The sequence below is a fragment of the Streptomyces griseomycini genome, assembly GCF_014203535.1.
In the GTDB taxonomy this organism is placed as follows: domain Bacteria; phylum Actinomycetota; class Actinomycetes; order Streptomycetales; family Streptomycetaceae; genus Streptomyces; species Streptomyces griseomycini.
In genome coordinates this window covers 408,183-433,250 of the sequence record NZ_JACHJI010000007.1, presented here as the reverse complement: position 1 = coordinate 433,250, position 25,068 = coordinate 408,183, and the positions used below count along the sequence as shown (strand labels likewise).

Sequence of the window (25,068 nt, the reverse complement as noted above, 5' to 3'; positions counted from 1 at the left end):
GATCAGCCGGTCGCGCCGGCCCGCAGCGTCGGCAGGTCCGCCTTGACCGTGTCGATCGGGATGGCGAAGCCCAGGCCCACGCTGCCCGCGTCGGACGTGTCCGCGCCGCTCGGCGCGTACATCGCGGAGTTGACGCCGATGACGTTGCCGTTCATGTCGATCAGCGCGCCTCCGGAGTTGCCGGGGTTCAGGGACGCGTCGGTCTGGATCGCCTTGTAGGTGGTCGTGGACCCGCCCGTGTCGCCGTTGAACTCCCGGCCGCCGAACTCGAACGGCCAGCCGCCGCCCTGCTGCCCCTGCTGCTGCCCCTGGCCCTCGTCCGTCGAGACGGTCACGTCGCGGTCGAGCGCCGAGACGATGCCGCTGGTCACCGTGCCGGTCAGGCCCTCGGGCGAGCCGATCGCCACGACCTGGTCGCCGACCCGCACCCCGTCGGAGTCCCCGAGGGTGGCCGCCTTCAGGCCGGACGCGTCCTCCAGCTTGACCAGCGCCAGGTCCTTCGAGCTGTCGGTGCCGACGACCTGTGCGGTGTACGTCTCGCCGTCGTCGGTCCGCACCTTGATCGACGAGGCGCCGGCGACGACGTGGTTGTTGGTGATGATCTCGCCGTCCTCCGTGATGATCACGCCGGAGCCGGTCGAGGACCCCGCGTTGGAGGTGGCCTCGATCTCGACGGTGCTCGGGCTGACCGCCTCGGCGACGCCGGACACCGTGCCCTTCTGACCGGCCGGCACCACGGTGGTGCCGGTGGCGCTCGAGGCGGCGACGGTGCCGTTGCCGACCAGCTCCTGCACGCCGTAGGCGGTGCCGCCGCCCACGGCCGCCGCGACGATCGCCACGGCGGCGAGCAGCGCGGCCGGCCCGCGGGTGCGCTTCCGCTTCGGGGGCTGCGCGGGAGCGTACGCCGGCGGGGGCGGCCACTCGGGGTCCACCTGCTCGGGGTTCACCTGGTGGGGGGTCTCGTACGCGTCGCCGCGGTGGAAGCTCTCGGTCATGGCTACGAGCCTCGGGCCCGACGATGAGAGCATCCTGAGTGCTCGCTGAAAAGCCCGGCAGAAGCTCGTATGCCCGATGTAAAGGGCCACCGCCGACCGGCGGAGGACCACTGCCGACGGACGGGGACCGCTGCCGGCGGTGCGGCTACGCGCAGCCGCAGGAGTGGCGCACCACCAGCCGGGACGGGAACACCTTCAGGCGTTCGCGGCGCGAGCCGGCCACCCGCAGGCCGTCGTCGAGGACGAGGTCCAGCGCCGCGCGGGCCATCGCCGAGCGGTCCGAGGCGACCGTGGTCAGGGGCGGGTCGGTGAGCGCCGCCTCCTTGATGTCGTCGAAGCCGGCGACCGCGAGCTCGCCGGGCACGTCGATGCGCAGTTCGCGCGCCGCGCGCAGCAGGCCGATCGCCTGGTCGTCGGTGGAGCAGAAGACCGCGGGCGGGCGGTCCGGCCCGGACAGGATCCCGAGGCCGACGCGGTAGGCGTCGTAGCGGTTGTACGGGGCCTCGAAGAGCCGGCCCTCGGTCGGGATGCCGGCCTCCTCCATCGCGCGCCGCCAGCCCTCGACGTGGTCGGAGACCGGGTCGCCGACGGCGGGGGTCTCCGCGGTGCCGCCGACGCAGGCGACGTACTCGTAGCCGTGCTCCAGCAGGTGGCGCACGGCGAGCTGGGCGCCGCCGAGGTCGTCGGTGACGACGGCGACGTCGTCGATCGCCTCGGGGCGCTCGTGCAGCAGGACCACCCGGGCGTCCCAGGCCTCGATCTCCGCGGCGGCCAGGTCGTTGAGCGCGTGGCTGACCAGGATCAGCCCGGAGACGCGCATCCCCAGGAACGCGCGCAGGTAGTGGACCTCGCGCTCGCCGATGTAGTCGGTGTTGCCGACGAGCACCATCTTCCCGCGCTCGGACGCGGCCTGTTCGACCGCGTGCGCCATCTCGCCGAAGAAGGGCTGGCGCGCGTCCGGGATGATCAGGCCTATGAGGTCCGTGCGCCGCGACGCCATCGCCTGGGCGACGCGGTCGGGCCGGTACCCCAGCTCCTTGATCGCGGCGAGCACGCGCTCGCGCGTGGCCGGGGCGACCGGCCGGGGTCCGTTGTTGATGACGTAGCTGACCACGGCGGTGGACGTCCCCGCCAGCCGCGCCACGTCATCCCTGGTTACCTTGGCCACGCGCGGAGTCTACGCGGATATACCCGCTCCGGGCAGGGCGTAAAGGAAGTCCTGTGCGGCACGGAAAGGGCTCGCATGTGCGATCGCAACGCTCATGCGTGCGCCTTTCACGCCTTCGCCCGCGCCTCGGCGCCACCCCGCGCGGTCGTCTCGTCCGCATCCGACGCCTTTTGCCGGTCGGCCTTGTTCTTGGCCTCCTCGGCGGCGCGCTCCACCTTCTCCGGCGTAACGAATCGATAACCGACGTTCCGGACGGTGCCGATCAGCGACTCGTGCTCGGGGCCGAGCTTCGCGCGCAGCCGCCGCACGTGGACGTCGACCGTGCGGGTGCCGCCGAAGTAGTCGTAGCCCCAGACCTCCTGCAGCAGCTGGGCGCGGGTGAAGACCCGGCCCGGGTGCTGCGCGAGGTACTTCAGCAGCTCGAACTCCTTGAAGGTGAGGTCGAGGACGCGGCCCTTGAGCTTGGCGCTGTACGTCGCCTCGTCCACCGACAGGTCGCCGTTGCGGATCTCCATCGGGGAGTCGTCGTTGACGATCTGCTGACGGCCCATGGCCAGCCGCAGCCGCGCCTCGACCTCGGCCGGTCCCGCGGTGTCCAGCAGGACGTCGTCGATGCCCCAGTCCGCGGTGACGGCGGCCAGGCCGCCCTCGGTCACCACGAGCACGAGGGGGCAGCCGGGGCCGGTGGAGCGCAGCAGCTGGCACAGGCTGCGGACCTGCGGGAGGTCGCGCCGGCCGTCGACGAGGATGACGTCCGCGCCGGGGGTGTCGACGAGGGCCGGGCCCTCCGCGGGGGCCACGCGCACGTTGTGCAGCAGCAGGCCGAGGGCGGGGAGCACCTCCGTCGACGGCTGGAGGGCGTTGGTCAGGAGCAGCAGTGAACTCATCGCGCCTCCCCCGCCCGGATGGGGGTCGCCCGGACCGGGGTCGCCCGGGTCGGGGCCGTCTTTCGTTCGTGCACGGTTCGCTCGCCCATAACGTCTGGTTCCTCCTCGGTCCCTGCGAGGACGTTTACGGCACTGCTGCGTGCGATCGACGGCCCGTACACCGGCGGTTCCCCGCGTCGTATACAACGCTTCCGAAAGCACGAAAGGACCCGGGGGCTTCGCTGCCCGAGTCCTCTCCGCAGCAGAATAGCCGACATGAGCACCGGTCCGGCAGGTCATGTGGGGCGATCCACCTTCCGTCCGTATTCCGAGACGCGTGACGCGGCGCGCGGCGTGACGAACGACGGCACTCCTTTGCGGACGTTCCTGCGCACCGCGGACGGCGTGCGGATCGATTCCGTGTACGACCCGGGAACCGCCGCGCGCGGAAGTTCCCGGGCCGCTTCCCGCGATCCGGTGTTCGTGATCGCCCACGGCTTCACGGGGGACGCGGACCGGCCGCACGTGCGGCGGGCGGCGCGGGCGTTCGCGCGGCACGGGGCCGTGGTGACGTTCTCCTTCCGCGGGCACGGCGCGTCGGGCGGACGCTCCACGGTCGGGGACCGGGAGGTGCTGGACCTGGCGGCGGCGGTGTCGTGGGCGCGGGAACTGGGGCACGCGCGCGTGGCCACCGTCGGGTTCTCGATGGGGGGCTCGGTGGTGTTGCGGCACGCGGCGCTCCACCGTGACGCGGGGGTGGACGCCGTGGTGTCCGTGAGCGCGCCCGCCCGGTGGTTCTACCGGGGGACCGCGCCCATGCGGCGGCTGCACTGGCTGGTGACCCGGCCCTCCGGGCGGCTGGTGGGGCGGTACGGGCTGCGGACGCGGATCCACCACCGGCAGTGGGACCCGGTTCCGCTGTCCCCCGTCGAGGCGGTGCCGCGGATCGCGCCGACGCCGCTGCTGATCGTGCACGGCGACAGCGACGGGTACTTCCCGCTCGACCATCCGCGCACGCTGGCGGCGGCCGCCGGTGAGCACGGGGAGCTCTGGGTCGAGCCCGGCATGGGGCACGCGGAGAACGCGGCGCCGGAGGGGCTGCTGCACCGGATCGGGGACTGGGTGGTCACCCGGGCGGGCTAGCCTGAGCGGTGTTCACCGTCAACCGATTGAGGAACCAGCAGATGGCAAAGGTCACGGTGCGGTACTGGGCCGCCGCCAAGGCCGCGGCCGGTGTGGCCGAGGAGCCGTACGAGGCGGACACGCTCGCCGGAGCGCTCGACGCGGTGCGCGGGCGTCACCCCGGCGAACTCACGCGCGTCCTGCTGCGGTGCTCGTTCCTCGTCGACGGTGATCCCGTGGGCACCCGCGCACATGAGGCGGTACGGCTGGCCGACGGCGGCACGGTCGAGGTGCTCCCGCCGTTCGCAGGAGGGTGAGCGATGACCGACCAGCCGTACCAGGGGTACGACCCGTACGACGGGAACAACGGGTACCACGGGAACGACGGGTACGACCCGTACCGGCAGCAGCAGGCTCAGCCGCAGGCGTGGCCCGGGCAGCAGGCGTACGACGATCCGTACGACGCCCAGCAGTACACGCAGCAGTGGCAGGGGCAGACCTGGGAGACGTCGGTGCAGCCGCCGGTGCCGGCGGCCCCGTCCGTGGAGGAGACGGCGTACATGCCGTCGCAGGGCGACGCGCGGTACGTGGGCCACACGGGGTACGGCGAGGCGGCGGCGTACGGGGCGCCGCCCGGACCCATGCCCGAGCCCGCGCCCGCCGCATCCGCCGGGCCTGCCGCGCCTCCGGCACCCGCCCCCGCGCCGTCCCCGGCCGGGGACGGCCCCGCGTACGGGCCGGCCACGCTGGCCGGGAACGCGCGTGTCACCGATGCCCAGCGCGCCCGCGCCGAGGGGCGGTCGCCGATCATCGAGCCCGGGATGCAGCCGGCGGTGCTCACCGCCCTGCTGGGACTGCTGCTCGCCGGCGGGGCGGCGCTGGGCACGTACGCCCTGCTCGTGCCGCTGGTGGTGCTCCAGGGGGTCACGGCGGCGGGCTGGTTCCGGCTGAACGGGATGTGGCCGGCGCGGCAGGGGATCGCACTGGGGTTCCTGGGCGCGCTGGCCGCGGACGCGGCACTGCTGGTGTCGGACCGCTCGACGGCGGCGATCCTGGGGACACTGGGCGTGTGGGTGCTGCTGTCACTGGTGCTGCAGCTGCGGTCGCACGCGGATCCCGACGAGCGGATGTACGGCCTGATGGCGACGGTCGCCGCGGCGGCGCTGGCGATCGCGGCGGGCGGGTACCTGGCGGCGGACGCGGACGCGGTGACCGTCGGTGCGGTCGCGGTGGCCGCGGCGGCGGTGGCGCGGGCGCTGCCGTTGCCGACGCCGGCGTCGGTGGTGGTCGCGCTGCTCGTGGCGGCGGGCGCGGGGTTCGCGGCGGGCGCGGCGACGGGCACGGGCGCTTCGGGCGCGCTGCTCGGAGCGGGCGCGGCGGTCTGCGCGCTGATCGGTCACCGGGTCGCGAGCTACGACTACCCGTCGCGCTTCGTCCACTTCACGGCGGGCGTCGCACTGCCCCTGTCGGCGGCCGCCCCGGCGGTGTACGTACTGGGGCGCGTGTTCGCCTGAGGCGGGCGCCGGCGGCACCCCGCCGACGCGGCCCCTGTCACAGGTGATCGACAATCCCCGGGGCCCCGCCCTCCCCGGGGTTACCCTCGCGCTGGACGGCCGCCCGGTCGTCGGGGAATGCCGTCGGACATGTCTGGGTGGGGAAACGCCGCATGCGCGCACTGCGAATACTGCTCGTCATCGCCGTGATACTGGGCGGGATCTTCGTGATCGTGGACCGCGTCGCGGTCCACTTCGCCGAGGGCGAGGCGGCGGACCGGCTGAAGGCGGCCGAGGGCCTCGCGTCCACCCCCGACGTGTCCATCGAGGGCTTCCCGTTCCTCACCCAGGTCGCCGGCGGCTCCCTCGACGAGGTGCGGGTCGGGATCGAGGGGTACGAGGCCCCCACCGGGGACGGCGCCCGGAAGATCCGGATCGACGACCTGCGCGCCGACATGAGGGGCGTCGAGTTCTCCGGCGACTACAGCTCCGCCGTCGCCGACAGCGCCACCGGCACCGCGACCGTCGCCTACGACGAGCTGCTCAGGGCCGCCAAGTCCGAGGCCACGCAGGTGGGCCCCGGTGTCACGGCCGAGGTCGTCGGCCTGTCCGACGGCGGCGACGGGAAGATCAAGGTCGAGGTGGAGACCACCGTGCTCGGCGCCGAGCTGCCCGAGCCGGTCTCCGTGCTCAGCTCGGTGACGGTCGTGGACGGCGACACGGTGCGCGTGCGGGCGGACGCGCTGCCCGCGTTCGGCGGGGTCGAGGTCGTCGAGTCCCGGGTGCGGCGGATCATCGACTTCGAGCAGGGGATCGACGGCCTGCCCGGCGGGATCCGGCTGGACAAGGTCGAGGCGGCGCGGGACGGGGTGGAGATCACGGTGAAGGGTTCCGACGTCCGTCTGGTCGGGTAGGGAAGGGTTTGACGGGCCGTGGTGTCCGCCAGGCGAGACGGAGGCGTCCGCAGGGCAGTTGCGGCGGCGGACGCACCCGGGCCCGGGGCCCGCGGGAGCCGGGCCCGCGGCTCACTCATCCCGCATGGCGGACGATCGCGTCTCAGCATGCGACACGCCGGTGACACGCCCGCCCTGCCGTCCCTACGATCGGCACCATGCAGTGTCAGACGAGCGTCCTCCGGTCGCGGGGACAGGCGGATCTCACGAAGCGGCGGGCAGTAGACCTGTGCCGTGTCGCCGCCATGCTCTGTCGACCGTTCTGAGCGGACACGTCCTCGTCCGCATTCCCGCACCGCCCAGCTGAGGGCACCCGTGCGCCGGTCCCGTGCGACCGCGCGCACCTCTCACTCGCACGCCCCGCCGCAACTGCCCCGGAGGAGAAAGAGCATGAGCCGCAGCGACGTCCTGGTCGACGCCGATTGGCTCCAGGAGCACCTGGACGACCCGACCATCGCCATCGTCGAGGTGGACGAGGACACGTCCGCCTACGAGAAGAACCACATCAAGAACGCCGTCCGGATCGACTGGACCAAGGACCTGCAGGACCCGGTCCGCCGTGACTTCGTCGACCAGGAGGGCTTCGAGAAGCTCCTGTCGGACAAGGGCATCGCCAACGACCACACGGTCGTCCTCTACGGCGGCAACAACAACTGGTTCGCGTCGTACGCCTACTGGTACTTCAAGCTGTACGGCCACGAGAACGTCAAGCTCCTCGACGGCGGCCGCAAGAAGTGGGAGCTCGACGCCCGCGAGCTGGTCCCCGGCGACGAGGTGCCGGAGCGGCCGAGGACCGAGTACAAGGCCAAGCCGCAGGACACGTCGATCCGCGCCTTCCGCGACGACGTCGTGGCCGCCATCGGCACGCAGAACCTGGTCGACGTGCGCTCGCCCGACGAGTTCTCCGGCAAGCTGCTCGCCCCGGCCCACCTGCCGCAGGAGCAGTCGCAGCGCCCGGGCCACGTCCCGACGGCCGCCAACATCCCGTGGTCGAAGAACGCCAACGACGACGGCACCTTCAAGTCGGACGAGGAGCTCAAGGAGCTCTACGCCGCCGAGAACGTCGACCTGGCCAAGGACACCATCGCCTACTGCCGCATCGGTGAGCGCTCCGCGCTGACCTGGTTCGTGCTGCACGAGCTGCTCGGCGTCGAGAACGTCAAGAACTACGACGGCTCCTGGACCGAGTACGGCTCCCTCGTCGGCGTGCCGATCGAGCTCGGCCCCGGCAAGTGACCCCTCCCGACCGACCTCTCCAGACCCCCTCAGGAGTAAGACATGTGCGGTGCGAAGGCCGGCGGCCCGGACGCCTCGACGATCAAGCCCGGTGAGACCACCATCCAGGGTCAGGTGACCCGCGACGGCGAGCCGGTGACGGGCTACGTCCGTCTGCTGGACTCGACCGGCGAGTTCACCGCGGAGGTCCCCACCTCCGCCACCGGACAGTTCCGCTTCTACGCGGCGGAGGGCACCTGGACCGTCCGCGCCCTGGTGCCCGGCGGCACCGCCGACCGCACGGTCGTCGCCCAGCAGGGCGGCCTGGCCGAGGTCGCGATCGCGGTCTGAGTCCGCTCACCCGGCTCACGCGCCGAAGGGCCGCATCCCACGGGTTGGACGCCTGGGATGCGGCCCTTCGGCGTGTCCGGTCCTAGGCCTCTCGTCTGGATCAGGCCGGATCAGGGAGCGGGCCTGACCCAAGCGAAAGGCCTAGGCTGGAGGCATGTACGCGCGGAGGCGGCACGCCTACTTCGCCATGATGGGCACGTGCGTCGTCCTGTTCGTCCTGGCCTGGGGCGTCGTGCGGCTCTGGTCGGTGCCGGTGGCCGTGGGCATGTGCGTGGTCGCCATGGTCATCCCGCCCCTCGCCGCGGTGGTCGCCAACCGGCGCGGCCCCGACGACCGCTGGTGGGACGACCCCTCCGGCGACCCCCAGTCCGACGAGTGGTGGGACGAGCTGGACGGCAAGAAGCGGCCCCGGTGAGGGCCGGCTGCCCGGCTGGTTCCGGCGGCCGGGGCGTCGTACGGGCGCCGCTCGCCCCGGCGGGGCACCCGTACCGCCTCCGGACCGGGCGTCTCAGTAGACGAGCGCCTGGGTCCCCTCCGCCAGCGCCTCCTGGACGAACACCTGCGCGCCGGCGATCCGCACGCCCTCGATGACGTCCTTCTCCGTGATGTCGCGGCGGGCCGCGCACTGCGTGCACAGGGTGATCCGGCCGGCGGCCAGGACGGAGTCCAGCAGGTCGGGCAGCGGGGCGGCGTGCGGCAGCTCGAACTCGGCGGCACGGCCGGGCAGCGCGAACCACGAGGACTCGCCGGTGAGCCACAGGGACACGTCCACACCGCTGGCCACGGCCACCGCCGCCACCGTGAACGCCTGGGAGCAGCGTTCGGGGGCGTCGGCCCCCGCGGTCACCTTGATCACGAGCTTCTTCGCCATGGCCGAATCGTAGTCAGGGCACCCGCTCCCCCGGACGCCGGCCGCTCGGCCGAGCCCCTCCGCCGACCGCCGTGAGGGCACCCCCGCGTCGTGAGGGCACACCTCACACGGAGGGCCGGGCCCCGGCCGCGTAAGCTGGGCACCGGCCCTGTGCACACACCGCACCCCCCGCTCAAGGAGCACCCCGTGGAGATCTTCTTCGAAATCCTGTTGGTCCTGGTTGCCGTCGGCGTCCTCGCCTTCGCCGGACTGACCGTGAAGAAGCTGTACCAGGGCCAGCGCTGACCCGAGACCAGGAACTTCCTCTCATGATCGAGATTCCGTCCGACCTGCACAAGGACCTCGTCCCGCTCGCCTTCCTGCTCGGCAACTGGGCGGGCGCGGGCGTGCACGACTTCCCCGGCGCCGAGAAGTGCAACTTCGGTCAGGAGGTCGCCTTCACCCACGACGGCCGGGACTTCCTGGAGTACCGCTCCCACACCTGGGTGCTGGACGGCGACGGCAACAAGGTCCGTCCGCTGGAGTCCGAGCACGGCTTCTGGCGCATCGACGCCGACCGCAAGGTCGAGGTGACGATGACCCGCGACGACGGCGTCATCGAGATCTGGTACGGCGAGCTGGCCGCCCAGAAGCCGCAGATCGACCTGGTCACGGACGCGGTGGCGCGCACCGCCGCCTCCCGCCCCTACAGCGGCGGCAAGCGGCTGTACGGCTACGTCAAGAGCGACCTGATGTGGGTCGGCGAGAAGCAGACCCCCGAGGTCGAGCTGCGCCCCTACATGTCGGCGCACCTGAAGAAGGTCGTCACCCCGGAGGAGGTCGAGCGCTGGGCCAAGGCCCTGCCCGACGACCTCCCGGACGACGGGATCGCCTTCTTCAAGTAGGCCTAGACTCGTGGTGTGGTGAGCACCGACTGGAAGAGCGACCTCAGGCAGCGCGGCTACCGGCTGACGCCGCAGCGCCAACTCGTGCTCGAAGCCGTGGACACCCTTGAGCACGCGACCCCCGACGAGATCCTCGTGGAAGTGAGGAAGACCGCGTCGGGGGTCAACATCTCCACCGTCTACCGCACCCTGGAGCTCCTGGAGGAGCTGGGCCTGGTCAGCCACGCCCACCTCGGGCACGGTGCCCCGACCTACCACCTCGCCGACCGGCACCACCACCTGCACCTGGTCTGCCGCGACTGCGACAACGTCATCGAGGCGGACGTGGAGGTGGCGGCCGAGTTCACGGCCAAGCTGCGGGACTCCTTCGGCTTCGACACGGACATGAAGCACTTCGCGATCTTCGGCAGGTGCGGCGACTGCTCCCTGAAGACTTCAACTACCGAGTCGTAGGCTGGTCGTATGAAGAGCCCCCTGCTGACCCTGCCCGGCGCCGTCCCCGCCGAGGGCGTGGACGAGGGCGTGGCCGCCCACTACGGCGACCTGTTCCGCGAGCAGCGCGCCCTCGCCGACGGCACCGGCTTCGTCGACCTGTCCCACCGCGGGGTCGTCACCGTCTCCGGCCCGGAACGGCTCGGCTGGCTGCACCTGCTGCTCACCCAGCACGTCAGCGACCTGCCCCCGCACCAGGCCACCGAGGCGCTGATCCTCTCCGCGAACGGCCACATCGAACACGCGCTCTACCTGGTCGACGACGGCGAGACGGTCTGGGCCCACGTCGAGCCGGGCACCCAGGAGGCGCTGATCGCCTACCTGGAGTCGATGAAGTTCTTCTACCGGGTCGAGGTCGCCGACCGCACCGCCGACACCGCGGTGGTGCACCTGCCCGCCGGTTCCATCACGGAGGCGCCCGAGGGCGTCGTCGTCCGCGAGACCCCGTACGGACGCGACCTGTTCCTGCCCCGCGCCGACCTCGAGTCGTACGCGGAGAAGGCCGGGCCGCCCGCCGGGATCCTCGCCCACGAGGCGCTGCGCGTCGAGCAGCACCGCCCGCGGCTCGGCTTCGAGACCGACCACCGCACCATCCCGCACGAGCTGGGCTGGATCGGCGGTGCGGTGCACCTGCAGAAGGGCTGCTACCGGGGCCAGGAGACCGTCGCCCGGGTGCAGAACCTGGGCAAGCCGCCGCGTCGGCTGGTCTTCCTGCACCTGGACGGCAGCGAGGTCCACCTGCCGCCGCCGGGGACGGAGATCCGGCTGGCGGGCGGGGAGGGCCCCGACGGGCGCAGGATCGGGTTCGTCACGACGTCCGCGCGCCACCACGAGCTGGGGCCGGTCGCGCTCGCGCTGGTCAAGCGGAACGTGCCGGTGGACGCGCGGCTGATCGCCGGGGAGACGGCCGCGGCCCAGGAGACCGTCGTCGAGCCCTGACCGGTCGGCCGCCGGCCCGGCCCGGGAACGACCCCCGGAAGCGGTCAGATCTCCAGCAGGACGGTGAACGGGCCGTCGTTGGTCAGCGACACCCGCATCTTCGCGCCGAAGCGGCCCGTCGCCACCGTCGCGCCCAGCGCGCGCAGCCGGGCCACCACCTCGTCGACCAGCGGCTCGGCGACGTCACCGGGCGCGGCGGCGTTCCAGGTGGGGCGGCGGCCCTTGCGGGCGTCGCCGTAGAGGGTGAACTGGCTGATCACCAGCAGCGGGGCGTCGACGTCGCTGCACGACTTCTCGTCGTCGAGCATCCGGATCGACCAGAGCTTGCGGGCGAGCTGGGCCGCCTTCTCCTTGGTGTCCTCGTGGGTCACGCCGACGAGGACGCACAACCCCTCGCCCTCGATCGCCCCCACCGTCTCGCCGTCCACGACGACGCTCGCGCCGTCCACCCTCTGCACCACTGCTCGCATACGACCATCATGCCGGTCGCCGAACAGCCGGCCGACGGCGGTCCGCGCGGGGCCCCGGTCGGGCTATTTTTACTCCTTAACCCCCATCTGGGGCCGATCGGGGGCAGTAGGACACATAGCGCCCGCGCGGGGTGGGACGATGCTGGCACATGCCGGTCGAGGGGACGGTTGAGGCACATGAGCACATCGAGGACCGGACAGCCGCCCGGGGCTGTCGCGTCGACCCGCCCGGAAGTCGGGGAGCGGGAGTTCCACCGGCCGCCCGTGCAGCGCACGGACAGTCCGGTGCTGCCCGAGGAGCGGCCGGAGCACGACCTGACCGTGCTCAGCCTGGCCGAGCTGCGCACCCTGCGCCGCGACGCCCAGCGCGACGAGGCCGACCTCAGCTACGTACGGCGGCTGCTCCAGGGACGGATCGACATCCTGGGGGCGGAGCTGGCCCGGCGCGCTCCGGGCAACGCGGCCTCGGTCGCCGCCGTGCCGGTGGAGGCGTCCGTGGTGGAGCGGCTGCCGGAGATCCTGCGGGACACCCCGGCCCGGCACCGGTCCTCCGCCCGCCATGTGACGCTGGGCACGCCGCGGGGCGAGGAGTACCGGCGGCTGGCGGCCGAGATGCTCGCCGAGGTGGAGCTGTCCGACCTGGGCGCCCGCACGGACGGGGAGCTGAACGCCGCGCTGGGGCGGCTGGTGCGGTACGAGCAGCAGGTGTCCCGGCGGCGGCAGCGGCTGCAGCGCACGGCCGACGACTGCAGCGCCGAAATCGCCCGCAGGTACCGTGAAGGGGAAGCTCAAGTCGACGACCTGCTCGTGTGAGGCGGGGCGGGCCCGGTGATCCCGGGCCCGCCCCCGTGCCGGGCGGGCGTCCCCCCGTCCGGAAGGCCACCGCCGATGTCCGCACCGTCCCTGCCCGCCGTGCCGCCCGCACCGCCCGTCCTGGCGGAGGTCGTCCGCTCCGGTTTCGTCGAGGGGCGGCACCGGGGAAGCCTGGTCCTGCTGGACGCCGACGGGGTCGTGGAGCTGGCGCTGGGCGAGGTGACGGCACCCGTCTTCCCGCGGTCCAGCAACAAGCCGATGCAGGCGGCGGGCGTGCTGCGGGCGGGCCTGGACCTGGCGGAGGAGCGGCTGGCGCTGGCCGCCGCGAGCCACTCGGGCGAGGGCTTCCACCGCGACCTGGTGCGGAAGATGCTGGCCGAGTACGGGCTGGGCGAGGAGCAGCTGGGCTGTCCGCCGGACCTGCCGCTGGACGCGGAGGAACGGGAGACGTACCTCGCGGCCGGCGGGGTGCGGGAGAAGGTGACCATGAACTGCTCCGGCAAGCACACCGCGATGCTGGCGGCCTGCCTGCTGCGGGACTGGCCGCTGGAGACCTACCTCGACCCGGACCACCCGCTCCAGCGGATCATCCACGCGGGTGTGGAGGACGCGGCGGGCGAGCGGGTGGCCGCCGTCGGCACGGACGGCTGCGGCGCCCCGCTGATGGCGATCAGCCTCGTCGGCCTGGCCCGCGCCTACCGCTCCTTCGTCCTCGCCGAGCCCGGCACCCCCGAGCGCCGCGTCGCGGACGCCATGCGCGCCCACCCCGAGTACGTCGCCGGCACCCGCCGCGCCGACACCTGGCTGATGCGGGAGGTCCCGGGCGCCCTGTCCAAGATGGGCGCGGAGGCCGTCCAGGCCGTCGCCCTGCCGGACGGGCGCGCCCTCGCCTTCAAGGTGGACGACGGGGCGACGCGGGCCCTGGGGCCGGTGCTCGCGCGGGCGCTGGGGATCATGGGGGTGGACGCACCGGCGGTCGAGCGGATCGGCCGGGCGCCGCTGACGGGCGGCGGGGAGGTCGTGGGGGAGATCCGGACGGTGTTCTGAGGACCGTCCCCAGGGGTGGTGCGGGACCGGTCCGCGAGGCAGGTGCCGGCCGGGCCGCCCGGCGGTCCCGGCCCCGGGGCTCCGGAGCACCGGAAGGGCCTGGGGAAACGCGTCGGGGAGGTGCGGAGCGGTGCCCGGGAAAACCATGCGACACCTCCCGGTCCGCGACCTACCGTGAGCCCATGACCTCCCGTGCCGTCATCGACGTACGCCCCATCACCGAGTCCGAGTTCGACGACTGGAACCGGGCGCTCAACACCGGTTTCCTGAACGCGCCCACCTCGCCGCAGGAGGTGGTCGACGCGCGGCGCCGGCACTTCCTGCCCGGCCGGCGGATCGGCGCCTTCGACGACGGGCGCTGCGTCGCGACGTTCCGGTCCTTCGCGCAGGAGCTCACCGCCGTCGGCGGCGCGACCGTGCCCGCCGACGCCGTCACCAACGTCTCCGTCACCGCCACCCATCGCCGCCGGGGCCTGCTCACCCGGATGATGGCCGGGGAGCTCGCCGCCGCGAAGGAGGGCGGGGACGTCGTGGCGACCCTGATAGCCGCCGAGTACCCGATCTACGGCCGCTACGGCTTCGGCCCCGCCACCTGGGCGACCGAGTGGACGATCGACGTGCCGCGCACCGGCCTCGACCCCCGCTGGGCGGGCCCGGACGACGGCGGCCGGATCGACCTCGTGGACGGGGAGGACGTGCGCAAGCTCGGCCCCGACCTGCACGAGCGGCTGCGCCGGGTCCAGCCGGGCGCCGTCGGCCGCACCGACCTGTGGTGGCAGCTCGCCACCGGCGCCGTGCGCTTCCACCCGACCTGGAAGGAGCCCTGCTTCGCCGTGTACCGCTCGGCGGACGGCGAGGTCGAGGGCATGGCCGCCTACACGGCGGACGACCACTGGGGCGACGCCAAGCAGCCGCTGAACACGGTCAGCGTGAACTGGCTGATCGGGGTGACCCCGGCCGCCGAGCGGGCGCTGTGGCACTACCTGTGCTCGATCGACTGGGTGGTGAGGGTGAAGAGCGGCTGGCGGGCCCCCGACGACCTGCTCCCGCACTTCCTCCCGGACCCGCGCGCCGCCGCCGTCACCACCCAGGCGGACTGGCTGTGGGTGCGGATCCTGGACGTCGTACGGGCCCTGGAGGCGCGGACGTACGAGGCGGCGGGTTCGCTGGTGCTGGAGGTGGTCGACGGCGGCGGACTGGCCGGCGGGCGGTACCGGCTCCAGGCGGCGGCGGACGGGGCCGGGTCCTGTGCGCCGACCACCGAGAGCGCCGATCTGACGCTCGACGTCGCCGAGCTGGCGACGCTGTGGCTGGGGGACGAGTCGGCGGTGCGGCTGGCGGCCCTGGGCCGGGTGCGGGAAGAACGAGCGGGCGCCGCCCGTCAGGCCGACGCCCTGCTGCGTACTTCCAGGCGACCGTGGTGCCCGGACATGTTCTGAGCGACGCTGCTCTCGCGCTCCTGCTGCCCGCCTCCTTCCGTCGACGACGGGTGCGCGCTCATCCGTAGCGAGCTGTTCAGTTGTGGTTGTGGTGGTGCGGGTGGTGCCGGCCGACAGGGCTCCCGGCTCCCCTCCAGGAAGGGAGCCCGGTCGGTGGTCCGTGCGGGGCGCTGTCAGCCGGACTGGGCGAACAGCATCACGAGGATGACCGCGCCGATGCCGCTGATCACGGTGTTCCGCGCCTTGATGCCCACGGTGAGGGCGACGAAGGCGATGATCCCCATCGGTCCGTACTTCCACTGGACGAGCTGCTCGAGCCCGAGGGCCAGGGCGGCGAGGACGATGGCGACGAGCGGCATGGTGGTCCCCCTTGTCGTCGGTGGTTCCCAACCGTCACTCCGGCGGCCGACCCCCGTGGGTGCCGACCATGTTGCTCAAGTTGGCGACCAACTTGTCTGTAGTTATCTCCACTTGGAAGCAGCTCATAACCACCTCCATATGAACTGCCCAAAGATGGCGGGAAGTTGTAGTGTTCGGTCGTGGAGCCGGAACACACCTCCGTCAACGGACGGAAGAGGTCGCAGCGGCCACGGGGGACACCTCGCGAGGTGGCCGACGAGCTGCGCGCCCGGATCAGGTCCGGAGTGCTGCGGCCGGGCCAGCGCATGCCCACCCAGGCCCGGCTCGCCGACGAGTTCGGCGTCGAGCGCGGCGTCGTCCGCCAGGCGCTGCGCATCCTGCAGTCCGAGCAGTTGCTCACCAACATCTCCAAGGGGGTCCCGGCGACCGTCGCGGCCGACGCCGGAAGGGCGCTGACCGGCCCCGCGGCACCCCCGCTGCCCACCACGGTGGCCCTCGCGCCCCGCATCGCCGCCGCGTTCGCGGCCGAGCACGTCGAGATCGACGCCGTCTGCCTGACCTCGGTCTCCCTCAACCTCGCCCTCGGGGAGCCGTTGCGCCAGATCCACGCCGGGCGGCTGAAACCGGCCAAGGTCGACGTCCGCGTCCTGCTGCCCAGCCGGGACATCGACCTCGCCTTCCCCGTCCCGGTCGAGGGCCGCGACGGCGACGACGACCCGGTCCACGAGCACTGGCTGGCCCAGCGCAACGCCCAGGGGCAGGTGTTCCGGCACAACCTGCTGGCCCTGCGCGCCACGCACGGCATCGACGTGCGCGTCTCCTTCCGGGCGCTGCCCTTCACCCCGCCGGTGAAGCTGTACCTGCTCAACGGCGCGGAGGCGCTGTTCGCCTACTACACGCTGGCGCGGCGCGAGGCGATGATCGACCACGAGCACCTGGAGATGTACGACGCGCAGGGCGTCCGGTCCATGCTGTTCGCCTTCGGGCGGGGCGCCGGACCGCGGGACGCCATGTTCGTGGAGCAGTCCCACCGGTGGTTCGACGCACTGTGGGGGACGATCAGTTCGGAGCTGGTGCTCACGGGCTGACGCCTCCCGCGGGTGTCGGGCCAGAGGTGTCGGACGAGGGGCGTCGGGCCGGGGCGCGGCGGTGGTTCACAGGGCGGGCCGCGACACCAGCAGCACGAGCAGGACGGCCCCGGCGGAGCTGACCCCCGGGCTCTTGGCCTTGATGCCTATGGTGAGCAGCAGCAGGCCGAGGATGCCGGCGGCACCGTACCTCCACTGGACGAGCTGCTCCAGGGTGAGGACGAGGACGGCGGAAACAAGGGTGAGGACGGGCATTGGTTCCCCCTTCGGAAGCAGAACTTCCACCAACTTGGCAAAGTTGGCAACCAACTCATATGGAGTTGTCCCCGCTTGGTCCCTACCTATAAACAACTCCCAAACAACTCCCCTCAGATGGATCAAAGTTGTAGCGTTCGGCCGTGGCCCAGGAGAACGTGTCAGTGAACGGCGGCAGAAGGCTCTCGCCCCAGGAGATCGCCGACATCCTGCGGGAGCGCATCCGCGCCGGCGAGCTCAGGGCGGGCGACCGCCTGCCCACCCAGGCCGAACTCGCCGAGGAGTTCGGCGTGGAGCGCGGCACCGTGCGCCAGGCCCTGCGCGCGCTCCAGGAGGACGGCCTCCTCACCAACGTCAGCAAGGGCAGCCCGCCGCGGATCGCCGAGCCGGCCCCCGCCCGGGAGGAGCCCCAGCCGACGATGGTGGGGCTGGCGCCCCGCCTGACGGAGGCCTTCTCGTCGGCTCACGTGCGGATCGACGCGGTCTGCCTGACGGCCGAGAGCCTCATGCTGGCGCTGAGCGAGCCGGTCCGGCACATCCACGAGGGCCGCCTGCGCCCCGAGTCGGTCGAGGTCCGCGTCCTGCTGCCGTCCCGGAAGATCAGCCTGGCCTTCCCGGTCCCGGTCGAGGGCCGCGACGGCGACGACGACCCGGTCCACGAGCGCTGGCTGGCCCAGCGCAACGCCCAGGCCCGGGTGCTCCAGCACAACCTGCTCGCCCTGCGCGCCACGCACGGCACCGACGTGCACGTCTCGTTCCGCGCCCTCCCCTTCACCCCGCCGGTGAAGCTGTACCTGCTCAACGGCGCGGAGGCGCTGATCGGCTACTACATGCTCACCCGGCGCGAGGAGGAGTGGGAGAGCCGGACCCTGGAGATGTACGACGCCCTGGGCTCCCGGTCCCTGCTGTTCTCCTTCGTCAAGCAGGCCGGGCAGCGGGACCGGGCGTTCGTGGAGGAGTCCCAGAAGTGGTTCGACGCCCTCTGGGGAACCATCACGACGGACCTGACGCTCTCCTAGTGACCGCTCCCCTCCCCGGCGGGAGGGGAGTCCCGGCCCGGGCCGCCCCCCGGAGCAGCGCTCCGGGAGGTCCCGTGCCCTCGACGCCGGCCGGGTCCGGACCGGCCCGGACGAGCGTCGCGCCCGTCTCTCCTTCCGCGCGCCCGGAGAACTCCACGGACGGACGGCGGCACGCGAGGGACCCGGGTCCCTCCCCGGACCGAAGACGGGGCGTCCCGGAGGCTCCCGATGGCTCCTGGCACGACGCAGACTGATCCGGTGACAGATGAGACCACGGAAGACCCGAACGTGCTGCGGAGCCTGATCACACGTGCCCGCGTGGTCCTGTGGGACTTCGACGGACCGATCTGCCGCCTGTTCGCGGGCCACAAGGCCGAGCAGGTGGCGAAGGAACTCGTCGAGTGGCTGGAGCGTCAGGGGCTGAGCGGGCTGCTCACCGAGAAGGAGCGGGAACACCCGGACCCACAGGTGGTACTGCGCGCCGTCGACCGTCGCCACCCCGACAGCGACCTGGTCGCGGAGCTCGAGGAGCGCCTCACCCAGGAGGAGTTGCACGCCGTGTTCTCGGCCATGCCCACCCCGTACGCGGATCCCGTCATCCGTACCTGGCTCGCGCTCGGCAGCCGGTTCGCCGTGGTGACCAACAACTCCGCTCACGCAGTGCGCAGTTACCTCGACGGCCGTCGGCTGCTCAGCGGCTTCGCCCCCCACATCTACGGACGGACGAACCGGCTCGACCTCCTGAAGCCCCACCCCCACTGCCTCGTGCACGCCTTGAACACCATGGGGGCGGCACCCCCGGACGCCCTGATGATCGGTGACAGTCCCGGAGACTGCCGGGCGGCGGCGGAGGCCGGTGTGCGTTTCCTCGGCTATGCGACCAGCGAACGCAAACACGCCGAACTCAGGGCCGTAGGGGCCGACGTCATCGAGTGCTCGTTGAAGTCGGTCCTCGACATCCTGCGGTCGGATCACCCGGGTCGGTGACCCCGCGTCGGCGGACCGCCGTCCGCGTCGGCCCGTACACACGGGCGTCGCGTCGCCTGGGCGAGTGACAGGGGTGACGGCCTCGGGACGAGCGGCTTCTGGCACGATGCGGTGTCGCGAGGGAGTGCGGTCCGCCTCCCCCTCCCATGTTCCTCGGCGCGGGCTCAGGTGAAAGAACGGGCGATGTCACCCGAAACGGCTTCCCCGACTCGACGGCGTGCCGTTGAAATGAGCGGTGACGCGGGCGCGGTCGTCGGCCCCCTCACGGGATACCACCACGAGACGTACGTGTTCCCGCTGCCCGATGCGACGGCGTCGGGCGAGCAGGTGCGGTGGAAGTGTCGCGAACCGCGTCGTGACCTGCTGTGGTTCGACCGGCGCTGCTTCGCCTCGGAGGAGCAGCTGCTGCGCGCCCTGCGGGGCCGTGTCACGGGGATCCCCGAGGTCTTCCGGGCCGGCTCGGCCGACCTGCAGCGGTTCATCGAGGGGGCGACCCTGGGAACGCTGTACGAGGCCGGTGCGGCGGTTCCGGAACCGTTGGCCGACCGCGTCACGGAACTCTTCCACCAGATGGCCCTCATCGGGACGGGCGACGTGCGCGCCAGGCGCAGGTGCAAGCCCGACGACCGGCCTTCGGACGGGGACACCTGGGGATTCGTCGAACGGCTCGTGCACTTCACCGAGCACCGGGTGTACCGGCAGAACTCCAGGCGGTTCGAGAGCCTGTTCGGAAGCCTCGGCGTGGACGGGGTCTCCTTCGAGAGGCTGCGAGGGCGCCTGCGGCACCTGACGCCACGACCTTTCTGCCTGCTCCACGCCGACCTGCACCGTGAGAACTTCATCGTCGATCCGCAGGGCGGTCTGTGGGTCATCGACTGGGAACTGGCGATGATCGGGGACCCGCTCTACGACCTGGCCACGCACCTTCACCTGATGCGGTACCCGGAGCGGCAGGAGACGGACGTGATCGAGCGGTGGCGGAGCGCCGTCGGGGCGGCCCGGCCCGGCGCCTGCGACGGTTGGGAGGCCGACCTGCCGAAACTGCTCGACTACAAGCGCGCCCAGTCGGTCTTCACCGATGTCATCCGTGAGTGCCTGTCCCTGGAGACCGCGCCGGAGGACGGTGACGACACCTACGACCAGGCGGCCCGCCGACTGCACGGTGTGTTCGCCGCCGCCGTGGAGCCCCTCGGTCTGGAGGGGGTGCCGGCCGTCCAGGACATCTTCTCGGCGCTCGTCCGCTGGCACCGGGAGCACCGGGGAACCGCCGCACCGGGGCACCGCGCCCGTGCCGTCCGGTGAAGCGCCGCCCTGCGTAGGCTCGCCGCATGAGTGAGATCGGCCTGCGCGAGCGCAAGAAGCGGCGGATGTACCGGACCGTGTCGGACATCGCCGTCCGGCTCTTCCTGGAGCGCGGCTTCGACGCGGTGTCCGTCGCCGAGGTGGCCGCCGCGGCCGAGATCTCCAAGCCGACGCTGTTCCGGTACTTCCCGGCCAAGGAGGACCTGGTCCTGTTCCGGATCGCGGACCACGAGGACGAGGCCGCGCGGGTGGCCGGGGAGGGGCCGACGCCCGTCGAGGCGTTGCGGCGGCACTTCCTGGACGGGCTTCGGCGGTGCGACCCGGTCACCGGGCTCAACGACGACCCCGAGGTGCTCGCCTTCCACACGCTGCTGTACGGGACGCCGGCGCTGGTCGCCCGGTTGTACGGGTACCTGGAGCGGTCCGAGGACGCATTGGCCGAGGCGCTCGGCGGAGGGCTCGACGCGCGGCTGGCCGCCGGGCAGATCATCGCCGTGCGGCGGATCCTCGCGCAGGAGAACTGGCGGCGGATCGCGGCGGGGGAGCGGGTCGCGGACGTGCGGGACGACGCGGTGGCGGCGGCCGAGCGGGCGTTCGGGGTGCTGGCGGCGGCGCTGCCGCGCCTCGGCGTCGGTGATACTCGGTAAGAAAAGTAACTCGGTTAAATTATTTGGTACGCTCGGTGGAATGACGCCGCCCGAGCCCGCCCTCCCGCACGCCCTCACCCGGGAACGCGCCCACCACGACCGCTGCCGCTCCGCCCTCGCCGCCATGGTCGACGGCGCCGACGAGGAGGTCCTCACCGGCGAGGACGTCTCCGCCTCCGGCGCCGACGCCGAGGTCCTCGGGTACCGCCTGCGCAGCCGGGCCGAGGAGCTGCGGGAGCTGCCCGAAGGGCCGCTGTTCTTCGGCCGGCTGGACTTCGCCCGGACGGGCACCGGCCACGCCGGGCAGCGCTACCACATCGGGCGGCTGCGGATCACCGAGCACCCCGCCGCCCCGCCCCTCGTCGTGGACTGGCGGGCCCCCGTCTCCCGCGCCTTCTACCAGGCCACCGCCCGCGATCCGCAGGGCGTCGCCGTGCGCCGGCGGTTCGGCTGGGCCCCCGGCAGCCGGGGCGAGTCCACCGACCTGACCGGGCTGGAGGACGAGCACCTGGAGCGGGGGCAGGGGGAGGCGCAGGAGGGCACGGGGGTCAGCGCTCTCGTCGCCCGGGAGATCGAGCGGCCCCGCGTCGGGCCCATGCGGGACATCGCGGCCACCATCCAGCCCGGGCAGGACGACCTCGTCCGCGGGGACCTGGGCGTCTCCGTGTGCGTGCAGGGCGCCCCCGGCACCGGCAAGACCGCCGTCGGCCTGCACCGGGCGGCGTACCTGCTCTACACCCACCCGCAGCGCGTCCGGCGCGGCGGACTGCTCGTCCTCGGGCCCAACCGCACGTTCCTGTCGTACATCGCCGAAGTCCTCCCGGCCCTCGGCGAGACCGGCGTACGGCAGTCGACCCTCGCCGAGGAGATCGCCCGGCACCCGGTCACCGGCACCGACGACGAGCGCGCCGCCGCCGTCAAGCACGACGCCCGGATGGCGGAGGTGCTGCGCCGGGCCCTGTACGCGCGCGTGCGCGCCGACCGCGCCGAGTCCCTCGCGGTGCCCGACGGGTCGTACCGCTGGCGGGTCGAGGGGGACGAGCTGGCGCGGATCGTGGCGGACGTGCGGGACGAGGAACCGCCGTACGCGGTCGGGAGGGAGCGGGTGCGGGCGCGGATCGTGCGGTGCGTGCGGGAGCGGGCCGAGCGGCGGAGCGGGCCGCGCGGCGCCGTCTGGGTGCGCCGGATCGAACGGGCGCGGCCGGTGTCCGCGTACGTCGACGCCGTCTGGCCCCGGGTGCACCCGGAGGAGGTCGTGGCCGACCTGCTCGCCGGTCCCGAGGTGTTGGCCGCCGCGGCCGAGGGGGTGCTGGACGCCGACGAGCAGGGGGCCGTGCTGTGGGCGAGTCCGCCCCGGTCGTGGCGGTCGGCGCGTTGGTCGGCCGCCGATCTGGTCCTGCTCGACGAGGTCGCCGGGCTGATCGAGCACCCGGACGGGTACGGCCACGTCGTGGTCGACGAGGCCCAGGACCTCTCCCCGATGGAGTGCCGGGCCATCGCCCGCCGGGCAGCCTTCGGCTCGCTCACCGTGCTGGGCGACCTGGCGCAGGGCACCACGCCGTGGGCGGCCCGCTCGTGGCCGACGGTCCTGCGGCACCTCGGGAAGCCGGACGCGGCCGTGGTCCCGCTGACCACCGGGTTCCGCGTGCCGAGGGCGGTCGTCGCACTCACCAACCGGCTGCTCGGGCGGCTCGACGTCGACGTCCCGGCGGCGCGGTCCCTGCGCGGCGACGGGGAGGTGCGCCTGAGGGAGGTCCCGGACCCGGACGGCGTCCCGGCCGCGGTCGTGGCCGCCGTCCGGGACGCGCTCGGGCGGGAGGGCTCCGTCGGGGTCGTCGCGGCGGACGCGGACGTGCCCCGGCTGCGACGGGCGCTGACCGGGGCGGGGGTGGAGGCGGCGGGCCCGGAGGACCTGGGCGCGCGCGTCACCGTGGTGCCGGCGAGTCTGGTCAAGGGGCTGGAGTACGACCACGTCGTCGCCGTCGAACCGGCGGCGATCGCGGAGGCGGAGGGACACGGGCAACGGGGGCTGCGCCGGCTGTACGTGGTGCTGACCCGGGCGGTGTCCCGGCTGGACGTGGTGCACGGGCGGCCCCTGCCGTTCTGAGGCCGCCCGTGCCGGTCGCCCGGGGGCCGCTCAGCGGCGGGCGAGCACCTCGGCGACCCGGGTGAACCCGTCCGCACCGTGCCCGAGCGCGATGACCCGCCGGGCCTGCCCCTCGATCACGCGCATCACGCTCGCGTCGATGCCGTGGGCCTCGGAGGCGTGGACGATGTGGGCCATCGTCGACGCGGACGAGGTGATCGGGTTCAGCTCGCCCGAGTACGTACCGGCGTCGGCGTCGGCCGCGAACTCCGCGAACAGCGGCGGCAGGATCGCGCCGATGCCCTGGGCGAAGGGGGCGAGTTCGGTGGCGGTCACGCCCTCCGCACGGGCCACGGCGAGGGCGTGCGCGTAGCCGGCCATCGCCGTCCAGAAGACGTCGAGCAGCGCGATGTCGTACGCCGCCGCCCGGCCGATCTCCTCCCCGAGGTGGGTGTGGCTGCCGCCGAGCGCCGCCAGCACGGGCCGGTGCTCCCGGTACAGCTCCTCGGGGCCGCTGAGCAGGAGGACCGCGTCGTCCGTGCCGATGGTCGGCGTCGGGGTCATGATCGCGCCGTCCAGATAGCGGATGCCGTGCCGGCCGGCCCACTCGGCCGTGTCCCGGGCGCGCCCGGGGGTGTCGGCGCTCAGGTTCACGACCGTACGGCCCTTGAGGGCGGCGGTGACGGCGTCCTGGCGCAGCACGGCGTCCGAGGCGTCGTAGTTCACCACGCAGACGACGGTGAGCGGGGCGGCGGCGACCGCCTCCTCGGCCGAGGACGCCGCGGCCGCGCCCCGGGCGACCAGCTCGCCGTCCCGGCCGGGCGTGCGGTTCCAGACGGTGGTGCGCAGTCCCGCGTCCAGGAACGCCCCGGCCAGCGCCCGGCCCATCGGGCCGAGCCCGAGGACGGTGACGGCGGACCGGTCGGTGTGCACGGACATGACTCAACTCCCGTAATGTATGTGGTAATTGCCGAAGAAAGGGGCACGGCATGGCGCACCGGCGCCACGATCCGGACGTCTGCGGGGTGACCGCCGCGATCGCCGTGATCGAGGGCAAGTGGAAGACCACGCTGCTGTGGCTGCTGGAGTCCGGCCCGCACCGGCCGGCCGAACTGCGCCGGAAGGTGCCCGGTCTCACCGAGAAGGTGCTGACCCAGGCGCTGCGTGAGATGGAGGCGGACGGAGTGGTCCACCGGGAGGTGCACGACGTCCTGCCGCCGAAGACGGTCTACTCCCTGACCGGCTTCGGCCGCGACCTCGCCGAGGCCCTCGCCCCGCTCTCCGACTGGGGACACCGCCGCCTGGAGAGGATGGCCGTGCTCACCCGGCCGGCCTCCTGACGGCCGCCGCCCGCGGTCACCTCCGTCACCTCCGTCTCCGCGTGTCCGGCGGGCCGGCCGCATTCAGGTTCGCGCAGGGCGGGAGCGCTGCCAAGTACGCACAAAAAAGTGGGTGTACGGCCCTCGCGGGGCCGGGCCGGGTACGGGGCGGGAACGGTGCCGGCCGGTGCGCCCGGCGTCACGCGCTCCGGTCTGCGCTCCGGTCCGCGTCCCGGGTGGCGTTCCGGCCGGCCTCCCGGGCCGCGCGCTCCAGCCGGCCGCGGTAGTCCTCCCACCACGCCGGGTCGTCCGACGGCACGCCGACGTTGTCCTTCCTCATCCCCACGGCGCCGTCCACGAGTTCCCGGAGGATGTCGGCGTGCCCGGCGTGCCGCTGCGTGTCGGCGATCACACGGGTCACGGCGTGGTGCAACGTCACCTCGTCCTTGCCGTCGGGCCACCACGGCACCCTGCCGACCGTGTCCAGCGGCAGCGCGTCGATCGTCGCGTCCGCGTGCGCCCACGCCCGGCGGTAGAGCCCCACGACGTCCTCGCGCGACTGGTCGGCGGTGGCCCACATGTCCGCGTTGGGCTCGGCTCCCTCCTCCAGCCAGGGCAGCGGCTCGCCGGACGGGCGGCCGAAGGCGTCGCCGAGGTAGCCCAGTTCCACGCCTGCCGCGTGCTTCACCAGCCCCAGGAGGTTGGTGCCGGTCGGCGTCAGCGGGCGGCGGACGTCGTACTCGGAGAGCCCCTCGAGCTTCCACAGCAGGGCGTCGCGGGCGGACTGCAGGTAGAAGCGGAGGTCGGCCACGGGGTTCGGATCGGTCATGGGGCCAGTCTGTCGCCCGCGCGGTCCTCGCTCCACACCCTCGCCCGACCGGCGTGCT

The 25,068-nt window shown here is 73.1% G+C and carries 30 protein-coding genes; 21 read left to right on the top strand and 9 right to left on the bottom strand.

Features of this window, described 5'->3' with window-relative positions:
* Nucleotides 1-2: 2 nt before the first annotated feature.
* The 3 genes from FHS37_RS22260 to FHS37_RS22250 all read right to left on the bottom strand — a co-directional run bounded on the left by FHS37_RS22260 (nucleotide 3) and on the right by FHS37_RS22250 (nucleotide 3,050).
* A complete protein-coding gene (locus FHS37_RS22260) occupies nucleotides 3-995 on the bottom strand; it encodes a S1C family serine protease (RefSeq protein WP_184823989.1) in 993 nt (330 codons plus the stop codon).
* Nucleotides 996-1,140: 145 nt separating this feature from the next.
* Complete coding sequence (locus FHS37_RS22255; protein ID WP_184823987.1) at nucleotides 1,141-2,163, bottom strand: LacI family DNA-binding transcriptional regulator; 1,023 nt, start codon at nucleotides 2,161-2,163, stop codon at nucleotides 1,141-1,143.
* Between the two features lie 107 nt (nucleotides 2,164-2,270).
* A complete protein-coding gene (locus tag FHS37_RS22250) occupies nucleotides 2,271-3,050 on the bottom strand; it encodes a winged helix-turn-helix transcriptional regulator (protein WP_184823985.1) in 780 nt (259 codons plus the stop codon).
* Nucleotides 3,051-3,305: 255 nt separating this feature from the next.
* On the opposite strand from FHS37_RS22250, the gene FHS37_RS22245 reads away from it, so the two are divergent.
* From FHS37_RS22245 to FHS37_RS22215, 8 genes are all read left to right on the top strand, one after another.
* Entirely contained in the window at nucleotides 3,306-4,172 is an 867-nt protein-coding gene (locus FHS37_RS22245) for an alpha/beta hydrolase (RefSeq protein ID WP_184823984.1), read from the top strand.
* A 41-nt stretch (nucleotides 4,173-4,213) separates the two neighbouring features.
* Nucleotides 4,214-4,468, top strand: coding sequence for a MoaD/ThiS family protein (locus FHS37_RS22240; RefSeq protein ID WP_184823982.1), 255 nt, complete (start codon nucleotides 4,214-4,216; stop codon nucleotides 4,466-4,468).
* Nucleotides 4,469-4,471: 3 nt separating this feature from the next.
* Nucleotides 4,472-5,665, top strand: coding sequence for a hypothetical protein (locus FHS37_RS22235; protein ID WP_184823980.1), 1,194 nt, complete (start codon nucleotides 4,472-4,474; stop codon nucleotides 5,663-5,665).
* 152 nt (nucleotides 5,666-5,817) lie between these two features.
* Complete coding sequence (locus FHS37_RS22230; RefSeq protein ID WP_184823978.1) at nucleotides 5,818-6,558, top strand: LmeA family phospholipid-binding protein; 741 nt, start codon at nucleotides 5,818-5,820, stop codon at nucleotides 6,556-6,558.
* A 197-nt stretch (nucleotides 6,559-6,755) separates the two neighbouring features.
* Nucleotides 6,756-6,863, top strand: a complete 108-nt coding sequence (locus tag FHS37_RS41130) for an Ms5788A family Cys-rich leader peptide (protein ID WP_351714517.1) — start codon at nucleotides 6,756-6,758, stop codon at nucleotides 6,861-6,863.
* Nucleotides 6,864-6,987: 124 nt separating this feature from the next.
* Nucleotides 6,988-7,833, top strand: coding sequence for a sulfurtransferase (locus FHS37_RS22225; protein WP_184823975.1), 846 nt, complete (start codon nucleotides 6,988-6,990; stop codon nucleotides 7,831-7,833).
* Between the two features lie 42 nt (nucleotides 7,834-7,875).
* Nucleotides 7,876-8,163, top strand: a complete 288-nt coding sequence (locus tag FHS37_RS22220) for a DUF1416 domain-containing protein (protein ID WP_004986406.1) — start codon at nucleotides 7,876-7,878, stop codon at nucleotides 8,161-8,163.
* Between the two features lie 154 nt (nucleotides 8,164-8,317).
* The gene (locus FHS37_RS22215; RefSeq protein ID WP_184823973.1) at nucleotides 8,318-8,578 is read left to right on the top strand and encodes a DUF3099 domain-containing protein; all 261 of its coding nucleotides are present in this window, start codon (nucleotides 8,318-8,320) and stop codon (nucleotides 8,576-8,578) included.
* A 93-nt stretch (nucleotides 8,579-8,671) separates the two neighbouring features.
* On the opposite strand, the gene FHS37_RS22210 is transcribed toward FHS37_RS22215, so the two are convergent.
* Nucleotides 8,672-9,034 (bottom strand): DsrE family protein, encoded by a 363-nt coding sequence (locus FHS37_RS22210; RefSeq protein WP_184823972.1) that lies wholly within the window; start codon nucleotides 9,032-9,034, stop codon nucleotides 8,672-8,674.
* 308 nt (nucleotides 9,035-9,342) lie between these two features.
* On the opposite strand from FHS37_RS22210, the gene FHS37_RS22205 reads away from it, so the two are divergent.
* Genes FHS37_RS22205 through ygfZ form a run of 3 tightly spaced genes read left to right on the top strand, consistent with a single transcriptional unit; the run spans nucleotide 9,343 to nucleotide 11,349 of the window.
* Nucleotides 9,343-9,918 carry a heme-binding beta-barrel domain-containing protein gene (locus tag FHS37_RS22205; protein WP_184823970.1) on the top strand — a complete coding sequence of 192 codons (576 nt, stop codon included), beginning with the start codon at nucleotides 9,343-9,345 and terminating at the stop codon, nucleotides 9,916-9,918.
* Between the two features lie 15 nt (nucleotides 9,919-9,933).
* Nucleotides 9,934-10,371 (top strand): Fur family transcriptional regulator, encoded by a 438-nt coding sequence (locus tag FHS37_RS22200; RefSeq protein WP_184823968.1) that lies wholly within the window; start codon nucleotides 9,934-9,936, stop codon nucleotides 10,369-10,371.
* Between the two features lie 9 nt (nucleotides 10,372-10,380).
* A complete protein-coding gene (gene ygfZ, locus FHS37_RS22195; RefSeq protein WP_184823966.1) occupies nucleotides 10,381-11,349 on the top strand; it encodes a CAF17-like 4Fe-4S cluster assembly/insertion protein YgfZ in 969 nt (322 codons plus the stop codon).
* A 44-nt stretch (nucleotides 11,350-11,393) separates the two neighbouring features.
* Here ygfZ and dtd read toward each other — a convergent pair whose 3' ends face one another.
* A complete protein-coding gene (gene dtd / locus FHS37_RS22190; RefSeq protein ID WP_184823964.1) occupies nucleotides 11,394-11,819 on the bottom strand; it encodes a D-aminoacyl-tRNA deacylase in 426 nt (141 codons plus the stop codon).
* A 177-nt stretch (nucleotides 11,820-11,996) separates the two neighbouring features.
* Between dtd and FHS37_RS22185 the strand changes: the two genes are divergently transcribed.
* From FHS37_RS22185 to FHS37_RS22175, 3 genes are all read left to right on the top strand, one after another.
* On the top strand, nucleotides 11,997-12,632 hold the full coding sequence (locus FHS37_RS22185) for an RsiG family protein (protein WP_184823962.1): 636 nt from the start codon (nucleotides 11,997-11,999) through the stop codon (nucleotides 12,630-12,632).
* Between the two features lie 75 nt (nucleotides 12,633-12,707).
* Nucleotides 12,708-13,679 carry an asparaginase gene (locus tag FHS37_RS22180; RefSeq protein WP_184823960.1) on the top strand — a complete coding sequence of 324 codons (972 nt, stop codon included), beginning with the start codon at nucleotides 12,708-12,710 and terminating at the stop codon, nucleotides 13,677-13,679.
* 182 nt (nucleotides 13,680-13,861) lie between these two features.
* Nucleotides 13,862-15,118, top strand: a complete 1,257-nt coding sequence (locus FHS37_RS22175; protein ID WP_184823958.1) for a GNAT family N-acetyltransferase — start codon at nucleotides 13,862-13,864, stop codon at nucleotides 15,116-15,118.
* A 173-nt stretch (nucleotides 15,119-15,291) separates the two neighbouring features.
* Here the strand turns inward: FHS37_RS22175 and FHS37_RS22170 are convergent, their stop codons facing one another.
* Entirely contained in the window at nucleotides 15,292-15,477 is a 186-nt protein-coding gene (locus tag FHS37_RS22170; protein WP_184823956.1) for a hypothetical protein, read from the bottom strand.
* Between the two features lie 180 nt (nucleotides 15,478-15,657).
* Between FHS37_RS22170 and FHS37_RS22165 the strand changes: the two genes are divergently transcribed.
* The gene (locus tag FHS37_RS22165; protein ID WP_184823954.1) at nucleotides 15,658-16,566 is read left to right on the top strand and encodes a winged helix-turn-helix domain-containing protein; all 909 of its coding nucleotides are present in this window, start codon (nucleotides 15,658-15,660) and stop codon (nucleotides 16,564-16,566) included.
* 66 nt (nucleotides 16,567-16,632) lie between these two features.
* Here the strand turns inward: FHS37_RS22165 and FHS37_RS22160 are convergent, their stop codons facing one another.
* Nucleotides 16,633-16,821 (bottom strand): hypothetical protein, encoded by a 189-nt coding sequence (locus tag FHS37_RS22160; protein ID WP_184823952.1) that lies wholly within the window; start codon nucleotides 16,819-16,821, stop codon nucleotides 16,633-16,635.
* A gap of 143 nt (nucleotides 16,822-16,964) precedes the next feature.
* Here FHS37_RS22160 and FHS37_RS22155 point away from each other — a divergent pair, with 143 nt between their 5' ends.
* The 5 genes from FHS37_RS22155 (at nucleotide 16,965) to FHS37_RS22135 (ending at nucleotide 22,883) form a co-directional block, all read left to right on the top strand.
* A complete protein-coding gene (locus FHS37_RS22155; RefSeq protein WP_229890046.1) occupies nucleotides 16,965-17,840 on the top strand; it encodes a GntR family transcriptional regulator in 876 nt (291 codons plus the stop codon).
* A 258-nt stretch (nucleotides 17,841-18,098) separates the two neighbouring features.
* Nucleotides 18,099-18,827, top strand: a complete 729-nt coding sequence (locus tag FHS37_RS22150) for an HAD family hydrolase (RefSeq protein WP_229890047.1) — start codon at nucleotides 18,099-18,101, stop codon at nucleotides 18,825-18,827.
* Between the two features lie 228 nt (nucleotides 18,828-19,055).
* The gene (locus FHS37_RS22145; protein ID WP_229890048.1) at nucleotides 19,056-20,129 is read left to right on the top strand and encodes a phosphotransferase; all 1,074 of its coding nucleotides are present in this window, start codon (nucleotides 19,056-19,058) and stop codon (nucleotides 20,127-20,129) included.
* A 26-nt stretch (nucleotides 20,130-20,155) separates the two neighbouring features.
* The gene (locus tag FHS37_RS22140) at nucleotides 20,156-20,776 is read left to right on the top strand and encodes a TetR family transcriptional regulator (protein ID WP_184823946.1); all 621 of its coding nucleotides are present in this window, start codon (nucleotides 20,156-20,158) and stop codon (nucleotides 20,774-20,776) included.
* Nucleotides 20,777-20,816: 40 nt separating this feature from the next.
* Nucleotides 20,817-22,883: a HelD family protein gene (locus FHS37_RS22135; RefSeq protein WP_184823944.1), complete on the top strand. Its 2,067-nt coding sequence runs from the start codon at nucleotides 20,817-20,819 to the stop codon at nucleotides 22,881-22,883.
* Nucleotides 22,884-22,913: 30 nt separating this feature from the next.
* On the opposite strand, the gene FHS37_RS22130 is transcribed toward FHS37_RS22135, so the two are convergent.
* Complete coding sequence (locus FHS37_RS22130) at nucleotides 22,914-23,801, bottom strand: NAD(P)-dependent oxidoreductase (RefSeq protein ID WP_184823942.1); 888 nt, start codon at nucleotides 23,799-23,801, stop codon at nucleotides 22,914-22,916.
* Nucleotides 23,802-23,851: 50 nt separating this feature from the next.
* Between FHS37_RS22130 and FHS37_RS22125 the strand changes: the two genes are divergently transcribed.
* Nucleotides 23,852-24,202 carry a winged helix-turn-helix transcriptional regulator gene (locus FHS37_RS22125; RefSeq protein WP_184823940.1) on the top strand — a complete coding sequence of 117 codons (351 nt, stop codon included), beginning with the start codon at nucleotides 23,852-23,854 and terminating at the stop codon, nucleotides 24,200-24,202.
* 178 nt (nucleotides 24,203-24,380) lie between these two features.
* Here FHS37_RS22125 and FHS37_RS22120 read toward each other — a convergent pair whose 3' ends face one another.
* A complete protein-coding gene (locus tag FHS37_RS22120) occupies nucleotides 24,381-25,010 on the bottom strand; it encodes a DinB family protein (protein ID WP_184823938.1) in 630 nt (209 codons plus the stop codon).
* Nucleotides 25,011-25,068 lie beyond the last annotated feature (58 nt).